Source organism: Shewanella sp. 10N.286.48.B5, assembly GCF_002874355.2.
Lineage (GTDB): Bacteria > Pseudomonadota > Gammaproteobacteria > Enterobacterales > Shewanellaceae > Shewanella.
This window is the reverse complement of record NZ_MCVG02000007.1, coordinates 1-7786: the sequence shown is the minus strand read 5'-3', so window position 1 is coordinate 7786 and position 7786 is coordinate 1. Positions and strand designations below refer to the sequence as shown.

The window sequence follows — 7786 nt, the reverse complement described above, 5'->3', positions numbered from 1 at the left end:
TGGATTACCTGCTGATTGTCCTTTACCCAATGGGCTTGCATGGTGCTGCGTTGGCTACTGTGACGTTCTCAAACCTTAGTCGTGATATTAGGCGGCAGTTATTTTATGTCGAGTAAATCGAATGCTAAATTACAATTTTCTTTGAATGTCATTAACGTTAAGACTATGGGTTCTATAATGGCATTGGGCTTATCCAGTTTGTTTATGTTCATGTATTTTAGCTTTATTATTGCCTTACATAACTACTCATTCATGGTTTACGGCTCGGCTGTGCATGTCGCCGCCTTCGCGATTATCGGCTATATCGCCACAATGTTTTATCTCATAGCAGAAGGGATTGCTGGGGGTATGCAGCCACCGGTAAGTTATTATTACGGCAAAAAACAAATAACCAAAGATCCATTACTTCGTTCAGTTGCCAGGATTTGGGTGTTTAACCGAGTCTTGTGTCCCAGTTACCACTGGTTTTCGCATTTATCGTGAAACGCTTTCGCGTTTTTCGTGCGCCGCTTCACCGATGTTATAAATTCTTCCCATTACGGCTTGTTGAGGGGAGGTCACATCAATGTTGCCGACCAAAAATGTCTTCTTGTACTGACTTTCATGGCAAGCATTTGCCGAAGGATAGATGTCGATCCTTGCGGTGATCATTAGGTTGCCACCGCGAGTCTTTACTTTATCAACCAATATGTAGCGTACTTCGTGATTAGTAAACTGGAACTCTTTTTTACTCGCATCCAGATAAGGCGTGAGGTTGGAGATACTACCGATATCAGCACCAGAGAACTGAACCGCTTTATATACCGCGTCTTCCAGAGCGTGGACTCTTGCGGATTCTTCCGACGATACGATGGCTGCTGTACCGGTAACCTCATACCAAGAGGCATGAGCACTGAAGCTTATGGTTATCAGTGAACTTATTGAAAATAAGTAAGAAATTATTTTTTTCATCTATTCGTTACCAGTTGGGTATAAATATTGCTTAACAAATAACTGCAAGCTTGAAGCTGACTTAAGTGCGTTTTTCTTAATCTGAACTATTAACGAAAAGCAAAGACTGTTCCAACATTGTAATCCATTGAAAAGAATAATGGTGAGAACATATTGGAACAGGCAGCACTAAAACTATCTGGAGATTAGATAATGAAAAAATGGCTCGTAGTTATGAGTGTCGTGTTACTGACATCATGCGCTTATTCAGAAATCTATAACGGCAAGTCTGAATATTCAGGCAGTCAGTTTATGTTGATGGACAGCCCTCGTCACACCATGGATTTTTTCGTGGAAAGTATGACCGAAGATTTAATCGTGTCGAATACGAGTATCTCCAGCAAGAACTTTTCCGGTTGCGATTACCTCGTTTGTTGATCTACAACACATGGATACAACCAACTGGCTAGGAAATTCGGTATCGGAAGGTTTCATTCATCGAGTTTCAGCGTCGTGGCTTCAAGGTTGTCGATTTTAAAACGACGGGTTCTATCCAGGTAACTCACACCGGTGACTTTGCGTTAAACCGTGATTGGAAAGATTTAGCTCAAGAGCAAGACCGTCCAATACGTGCAAACAGGGACTATGCTTCGCCAAGAGGGTGGTGTTCTAGTTAACGCTCGTGTAGTTGGAATGCAAACTCGTATTGTGGTTTGCTTCTGCACAAGGCTTCTTGCCGGCAGACCGTATTGGTCGTGACCTTGATACTCTGAACAGTATTCGAACTCAAGATGGCGTTATTATTCGTTCTGACACACGATCAGCCGGCCTTACACTGGTATTCTTCGCCCTTAGGAGTTCGAGATGAAGAAGTTAATATTTGTTGTTGCCGCTTTATTGCTTGTTGGTTGTCAGCCACTGCAAAGTATGAGGCCTGATGATTTCTTGGTTGCGGTTGGTTACGCGAGTATCAGTGAGCAAAAAGGTCGTAACGACGAAGAAGAGCGCATCCGTGCGATGAGAGCCTCTAAGATTGACGCTTATCGTGAGCTTGCTGAACAGGTTTACGGTATGGGGTAACCGGCGAAGCTGAACTTGAAGATCAACGCCTTGGTACTGAACGAACTTCAGGTGCGGTTGATGGTGTTATTCGTGGCGCAGAAGTAGTACACGTAGTTACCCTGTGGGTGATAGTTATGTAACTGGAACATCAATTAGATATTCGTAAGATGGACCAACTACGTAATTACGGTGAAGTGCCAGGCTGTGCCAGAAAAGAGACAACAAACGCTATTCTAGTGTGTATGATCTCTTAGGAAACTGTAGGTTAATGATCATCGAAGTTCTGTTTATCTAGTTAAAAGATTACCCAGTTATATGAGTTGCCACTCGTTTTCCAGATGGCGTAGCAGCAATTGATAACTGACGTAAATAAAAAAGCGGCAAGTATGAAGATACTTGCCGCTTTTTTGTATCGATTTTGTCAGGGCGCTCAAAGGCTGATTAGACGTTTTGATAAAGAATAGCGACAGGAATGGTCTGGGAGATACAGATACAGATACAGATACAGATACAGATACAGATACAGATACAAGCAGAAGGTTAATGGGGGTATTACTGAAGAAGGGAGGCTTAACTAGGCTTTTACGTTGGTTCCCAGCGTAGAAATCTTTGTATGCGTTTGACCACCGGCATTGTAGGTCATGCCAATTTTACCGTGGCTTTGTTGCATCATATTACTGAGTTTTTTGAAGCTAAGGTGTGCTCGATTCAAGGCTTCGCCATTAACCAGGTTCGCTTGATGGCAATCGTGCACTATGGACTTGATGGTTGCGACTAACTGAGCTAGTTCAGAGTTCTCGGTCAGTTCTGAGATATTGGTATGGGCTGCGATTCGTTGATCGGTTGACCTTAGTTGTTCAACTAGGACCACTTTTTCTTTGGCGATTCTCTCAATATCGTTTGATTGTCGGCTCGTAATCGCGGTTTTTCTCTGAACTTAATAATTCAGATAAGGCTTTGGCATTTTGAAGTTGAAAATTAACTAAATCTGCTAGTGCCGCCATAACGTAAACCTATTCATAACCTCGTGTGCTTTTTAAGAGCAATCACTTTAATCAAAAGTGATAGTTGGCTTAAAGACCTTTAATTCATCTTCGAACTTGATCATATTGTCTGCCAGTTTTTCTGGATCGACAGTGTATGAACCGTTCGCAATCGCTTCTTTGATCGCCGCAACTTTTACAGAGTCAAAACTCGGTTGTGCCGCCATATCTTGGTGGAGTTGACCAATGGCTTTGCCTTGTTGGCTAAGCGAAACCGCATCTTTGCTTGCTGGTGATTTAGTTGATACATCAGAGCGTGATGCCTCAGAGCTAGAATCAGAGCGTACTGCTGATCGGTTGGGGGTCGTTAGGGTTTGCCCTGAACGAATATTATCAATGCCTGCCATAGTTAAGCCTTTTTCTTCAAAAATGGGAACCTGTACAGTCATTATCGACCATGGGTTCGAATACTTTAGCAATTTTTAGCTCAATAGTCGAAAAGGGACAAAACACTGTAGCCGTTATATTTGGCGTTAAGAGTGGAGAGAGCAAAATGGCTAACGATACCGTCAATTTAGAAGTAGAGAGTTAAAAGTAAACCGTGACTTCAGACATGACTGGTAACAATACCTTCAATTATACGTTGTGATTTATCATTTTTCACTCTTACTTGATCGCCCATTGAGCCATCCGTAAGTGCAGTACCTTTAGTGGTAATGGTCATGCCACCTTTAACTGCCTGTATGATAACCTTCTCATTTCGGCAAACGACACAAATATCGCCTCTTTCAACGACATCACCCGGTCTTAGGGTTCTTTTTCTTCTTTTGGCACCGATAACCTGTTGTGGGTTGGTGAAACCTTGGCGGCGAAATTTGTTAAGAGAAATCATGTCGGTAGTCACATCGTATTGACCGACAATCTCGCCTCTTGCAATTGAGCGCGTGGTGGTGACGAGTGGGACTGACATTGATAAGCGTACGGGCACATAAACTCGCCACTCGTCAGGAATGCATTGCACTAAAACCGTAATGCTACTGCGGGTATTGGTGGTGGTTGATGCGCTAGTTTCAAGCGGTACTGGACAGTCTGTTGCTTTAATTCTTGAGTCAACATTTGCTGAATTAACAAAGAGTTCGCCGCCTTGTGGCTGCTCAACCGTATCATGGATGTGTTGCTCGGCCGCAGACTGGATCATTTCAATTTGCTCTGGAGTCGCAGCTTGCACAAAAAAACTAAACAATATTGATAAAATGCCGATAAACTTAGCGACAGTTTTAAAAGTAGCTCTACATTGCTATGGAAAGAGGTGGCAAATTTATTTTATAATATGTCATTCCGTTTCTCTGGTGGTTCGTAGCCTGCAGAGACTAACGCTTTTTATACAAAAAAGTTTGATATGGAGATGAGCTCATGACGGGTATTCTTGATTCGGTGAATCAGCGTACGCAACTCGTCGGTCAAAACCGATTAGAATTACTAACCTTTCGCCTAATGGGGCGTCAGCGCTACGCATTAATGTCTTTAAAGTAAAAGAAGTGCTTCAATGCCCTAAGCTGACAAAGATGCCAAACTTGAACCCACTGGTTAAAGGTGTAGCACACATTCGTGGTCAAACGATCTCTGTTATCGATTTGAGCTTAGCGTTGGTTGGCCGTCCTACAACGGATGTTGAAAAGTGTTTTGTGGTTATTTCTGAGTTTAACCGAACTATTCAAGGTTTCTTGGTCAGTTCAGTAGAGCGCATTATTCAACATGCACTGGGAGTCAATTCTTCCGCCGCCGGATGGCGCTGGTCGAGTCGAACTACCTGACAGCGGTAACTAATATCGATAATGAATTAGTTGAAATTCTTGATGTTGAAAAAATTCTTGCTGAAATTTCGCCTGTTGATGAAACAATGGACAGCAGAATTGCTGAAGAAATCGCAGAAGTAGAACAAGAGAAAGAATTGGTTCGCCGTATCTTGATTGCTGATGATTCAACTGTTGCTCGTAAGCAAGTTCAACGCGCCATTGAATCGATCGGATTTGAGGTTATCGCGGTGAAAGATGGTAAAGCCTATGAAAAGCTGGTGCAAATGTCATCAGAGGGTAGTATTTACGATCAAATTTCATTAGTGATCTCGGATATCGAAATGCCAGAGATGGATGGATACACGCTGACTGCTGAGATTCGTCGTCACGCCGAACTTAAAGATTTATACGTAATTTTACACTCATCCTTGAGTGGTGTATTTAACCAGGCCATGGTTGAGCGTGTTGGGGCGAACTCCTTCATTGCAAAATTCAACCCTGATGAGCTTGAGGCAGCGGTTAAAGCTGCGTTAACTAACTAAAAGAGACATTAATGACTGCTATAACAATAAGTGATCAAGAGTATCGCGATTTCAGCCGTTTTTTTAGAATCTCAATGTGGCATTGTATTAGGTGACAGCAAGCAATATTTAGTGCGCAGTCGTTTAAGCCCATTAGTAACGAAAGTTTAAGTTAGCTTCGTTATCTGATTTGTTGAGAGATGTAGTAACTGGTCGAAACCGTGAGTTGAGAGTGGCAGCTGTCGATGCCATGACGACGAACGAGACACTTTAGTCTCCGAGATACTTACCCGTTTGCTGTACTTGCGGATAAGCTACTACCGGAAATAGCGGCAAATAAACGACCTATTAAGATTTGGTCTGCAGCAAGCTCTTCAGGCCAAGAAGCATACTCAATGGCAATGACGATTCTTGAGACTCAAGCTCGCAAACCCGGGTATGTTGCCAAATGTATCGATTACCGCAACCGACATCTCTGCAAGTATGTTGGATATGTGCCGCACAGGCGCATACGACAACCTTGCATTGGGACGTGGACTTTCTCCCTGAGCGCCGTCGTACTTTCTTTGAAGATGCGGGCGATGGTCGTATGAAAGTCAAAGACAACGTTAAGCGCATGGTGAACTTCCGTCCACAAAACTTGATGGACAGTTATGCGTTATTAGGTAAGTTCGACATCATTTTCTGTCGTAATGTATTGATTTATTTTTCGCCAGACATGAAGTCAAAGGTACTTAACCAGATGGCAAACAGCCTCAATCCTGGTGGTTACTTGTTGTTGGGTGCATCTGAATCGTTAACAGGCTTAACGGATCGTTTTGAAATGGTTCGCTGTAATCCAGGCATCATCTACAAATTAAAGTAATGAGTGGCACCAGTATTAGGTGTAACGTTACTGTCTAACCCCAAAACCCAGCCAAGTGCTGGGTTTTCTTTTTCAGCTTAACCTATATCTTTAAGTCAGGAGTGACATTCCAACCCACTCTATTTTTTGGCTTGTATATTGCAAGTTTACCTACTAGTAACCTGTAAAAGTAATGGTCGGCCACTTTGTTTTAAAAGTTGGTATATATATTGCTTTGGTTATCTCATAACAGTCAGTTCTTGAGTTGAGGTTTACATGGCTATTTCTTTTGATAATGCTTTAGGCATTCACCAGCACACAGTTGGTGTACGTGAGCGTAACGCTGAGGTGCTTTCCACCAATATCGCGCAAGCGAACACGCCTGGGTATAAAGCAAAGGGACTAGATTTTAAGAAATCACTGCAAGCGGCAAGTTCTGGGGCAAGCATTGGTCTTAGCCGTACAGATGGTCGGCACATTTACACTGCCTCAACAACGGTGAACGGGGAAACGAAGTATCGAATTCCTACCCAACCTGATACAGGAGATGGCAATACGGTTGATTTGGATTTGGAAAGAAACCTTTTCATGCAAAACCAAATTAGGCATCAAGCCTCTCGACTTCTTAGGAAGTAAGTTCAAGAATTTAACTAAAGCGATTAAAGGGGAATAATTAGATGAGCTTATTTAATGTATTCAATGTGACCGGTTCTGCGATGAGTGCTGAATCTGTTCGTCTAAATACGACCTCGAGCAACCTTGCGAACGCAGACAGTGTAAGTAGTTCTGCTGAAGAAACTTACAAAGCTCGTCACGCAGTGTTTGGCGCTGAGTTAAATAAAGCACGCAATAGTGGTCACACTGTGCCGGTGAAAGTCTTAGGTATTGTGGAAAGCGATAAGCCGCTTAGTGCGGAGTACAACCCAGATCACCCACTAGCGAACAACGAAGGCTATATCTACAAGCCTAACGTGAACGTTATGGAAGAAATGGCAAACATGATTTCGGCATCACGTGCGTACCAAACGAACGTACAGGTTGCTGACTCGAGTAAACAAATGCTGCTGCGTACGCTGCAGATGGGTCAATAAGGATAAGGAGGTAGCATATGGCTGGAATCAACAACAATGTTGGTCAAAGCGGCTTGTCCTATGTTGACCAGCTGAAGAGTCTTCAAGATGGCGCTAAGAAGCCCGACGAAACAACAGGTAAGCAGGATCTTAAACAAGAAGATTTCTTATCTCTGTTGACTAAGCAACTTGCACAACAAGACCCTTTTAAGCCGGTTAGCAATGACCAGATGATTGCGCAAATGGCTTCATTTGCGACCGTAGATGGCATTGGTAAAATGAATACACAGTTTGAAAGCTTGAATTCATCAATGACTTCTAACCAAGCGCTTCAGGCCTCTTCTTTAGTAGGTCGTGATGTATTGGTTCCTGGTGCGGCAGGTGTGAAACCAGTGATGGCGGTATGGCGGCAATGGTTAAGCTCCCTCAAGCCATGGACAATGTAATGGTCCGTGTTGAGAACGAAGTTGGTCAGTTGGTTCGTACATTTGATATCGGTTCTAAACCATCAGGTGACACGCGTGTTGAATGGGACGGAAAAGACGAAGACGGTAACCCATTGCCGGCTGGTAAATACAAC

Annotated in this window: 14 protein-coding genes and 2 pseudogenes; 12 read left to right on the top strand and 4 right to left on the bottom strand. The window is 43.1% G+C overall.

Annotated elements, in window-relative coordinates; genetic code table 11:
• The first annotated feature begins 105 nt into the window (after positions 1-105).
• A complete protein-coding gene (locus BCU57_RS20820) occupies positions 106-483 on the top strand; it encodes a hypothetical protein (protein WP_413211511.1) in 378 nt (125 codons plus the stop codon).
• On the opposite strand, the gene BCU57_RS20815 is transcribed toward BCU57_RS20820, so the two are convergent.
• Positions 475-951, bottom strand: coding sequence for a flagellar assembly protein T N-terminal domain-containing protein (locus BCU57_RS20815; protein ID WP_413211510.1), 477 nt, complete (start codon positions 949-951; stop codon positions 475-477). The two genes, BCU57_RS20820 and BCU57_RS20815, sit on opposite strands and share 9 nt — an antisense overlap.
• Positions 952-1143: 192 nt before the next feature.
• Between BCU57_RS20815 and BCU57_RS20810 the strand changes: the two genes are divergently transcribed.
• From BCU57_RS20810 to BCU57_RS20790, 5 genes are all read left to right on the top strand, one after another.
• A complete protein-coding gene (locus BCU57_RS20810) occupies positions 1144-1368 on the top strand; it encodes a hypothetical protein (protein ID WP_413211509.1) in 225 nt (74 codons plus the stop codon).
• 10 nt (positions 1369-1378) lie between these two features.
• Positions 1379-1468 (top strand): hypothetical protein, encoded by a 90-nt coding sequence (locus BCU57_RS20805; protein ID WP_413211508.1) that lies wholly within the window; start codon positions 1379-1381, stop codon positions 1466-1468.
• Positions 1428-1607 (top strand): FlgO family outer membrane protein, encoded by a 180-nt coding sequence (locus BCU57_RS20800; protein WP_413211513.1) that lies wholly within the window; start codon positions 1428-1430, stop codon positions 1605-1607. The genes BCU57_RS20805 and BCU57_RS20800 overlap by 41 nt, the downstream gene beginning before the upstream one ends.
• Positions 1561-1689: a FlgO family outer membrane protein gene (locus tag BCU57_RS20795; RefSeq protein WP_413211507.1), complete on the top strand. Its 129-nt coding sequence runs from the start codon at positions 1561-1563 to the stop codon at positions 1687-1689. The genes BCU57_RS20800 and BCU57_RS20795 overlap by 47 nt, the downstream gene beginning before the upstream one ends.
• A gap of 105 nt (positions 1690-1794) precedes the next feature.
• Complete coding sequence (locus tag BCU57_RS20790; protein WP_413211506.1) at positions 1795-2010, top strand: hypothetical protein; 216 nt, start codon at positions 1795-1797, stop codon at positions 2008-2010.
• A 556-nt stretch (positions 2011-2566) separates the two neighbouring features.
• On the opposite strand, the gene flgN is transcribed toward BCU57_RS20790, so the two are convergent.
• The 3 genes from flgN to flgA all read right to left on the bottom strand — a co-directional run bounded on the left by flgN (position 2567) and on the right by flgA (position 4218).
• Positions 2567-2863, bottom strand: a complete 297-nt coding sequence (flgN, locus tag BCU57_RS20785) for a flagellar export chaperone FlgN (RefSeq protein ID WP_413211505.1) — start codon at positions 2861-2863, stop codon at positions 2567-2569.
• A gap of 180 nt (positions 2864-3043) precedes the next feature.
• Positions 3044-3424, bottom strand: a complete 381-nt coding sequence (gene flgM, locus BCU57_RS20780) for a flagellar biosynthesis anti-sigma factor FlgM (protein WP_413211504.1) — start codon at positions 3422-3424, stop codon at positions 3044-3046.
• Between the two features lie 158 nt (positions 3425-3582).
• Entirely contained in the window at positions 3583-4218 is a 636-nt protein-coding gene (gene flgA, locus BCU57_RS20775) for a flagellar basal body P-ring formation chaperone FlgA (RefSeq protein ID WP_413211503.1), read from the bottom strand.
• A gap of 170 nt (positions 4219-4388) precedes the next feature.
• On the opposite strand from flgA, the pseudogene BCU57_RS20770 reads away from it, so the two are divergent.
• From BCU57_RS20770 to BCU57_RS20745, 6 genes and pseudogenes are all read left to right on the top strand, one after another.
• Positions 4389-5313, top strand: a pseudogene (locus BCU57_RS20770) (chemotaxis protein).
• 11 nt (positions 5314-5324) lie between these two features.
• Positions 5325-6157 (top strand): annotated as a pseudogene (locus tag BCU57_RS20765) (protein-glutamate O-methyltransferase).
• Between the two features lie 255 nt (positions 6158-6412).
• On the top strand, positions 6413-6772 hold the full coding sequence (flgB, locus tag BCU57_RS20760) for a flagellar basal body rod protein FlgB (RefSeq protein WP_413211502.1): 360 nt from the start codon (positions 6413-6415) through the stop codon (positions 6770-6772).
• A 41-nt stretch (positions 6773-6813) separates the two neighbouring features.
• Positions 6814-7227: a flagellar basal body rod protein FlgC gene (flgC, locus tag BCU57_RS20755; protein WP_004736176.1), complete on the top strand. Its 414-nt coding sequence runs from the start codon at positions 6814-6816 to the stop codon at positions 7225-7227.
• Between the two features lie 17 nt (positions 7228-7244).
• Positions 7245-7652, top strand: a complete 408-nt coding sequence (locus BCU57_RS20750; RefSeq protein WP_413211501.1) for a flagellar hook capping FlgD N-terminal domain-containing protein — start codon at positions 7245-7247, stop codon at positions 7650-7652.
• Positions 7610-7786, top strand: a 177-nt coding sequence (locus tag BCU57_RS20745) for a FlgD immunoglobulin-like domain containing protein (protein WP_413211512.1), incomplete at its 3' end; no start/stop codon positions are given. The genes BCU57_RS20750 and BCU57_RS20745, both read left to right, overlap by 43 nt.

Bases quoted from the DNA above. Each gene is read 5' to 3' on its own strand.
- BCU57_RS20820 (WP_413211511.1), top strand. From the start codon at position 106: ATGTCGAGTAAATCGAATGCTAAATTACAATTTTCTTTGAATGTCATT.
- BCU57_RS20815 (WP_413211510.1), bottom strand. From the start codon at position 951: ATGAAAAAAATAATTTCTTACTTATTTTCAATAAGTTCACTGATAACC.
- BCU57_RS20810 (WP_413211509.1), top strand. From the start codon at position 1,144: ATGAAAAAATGGCTCGTAGTTATGAGTGTCGTGTTACTGACATCATGC.
- BCU57_RS20805 (WP_413211508.1), top strand. From the start codon at position 1,379: ATGGATACAACCAACTGGCTAGGAAATTCGGTATCGGAAGGTTTCATT.
- BCU57_RS20790 (WP_413211506.1), top strand. From the start codon at position 1,795: ATGAAGAAGTTAATATTTGTTGTTGCCGCTTTATTGCTTGTTGGTTGT.
- flgM (WP_413211504.1), bottom strand. From the start codon at position 3,424: ATGACTGTACAGGTTCCCATTTTTGAAGAAAAAGGCTTAACTATGGCA.
- flgB (WP_413211502.1), top strand. From the start codon at position 6,413: ATGGCTATTTCTTTTGATAATGCTTTAGGCATTCACCAGCACACAGTT.
- flgC (WP_004736176.1), top strand. From the start codon at position 6,814: ATGAGCTTATTTAATGTATTCAATGTGACCGGTTCTGCGATGAGTGCT.
- BCU57_RS20750 (WP_413211501.1), top strand. From the start codon at position 7,245: ATGGCTGGAATCAACAACAATGTTGGTCAAAGCGGCTTGTCCTATGTT.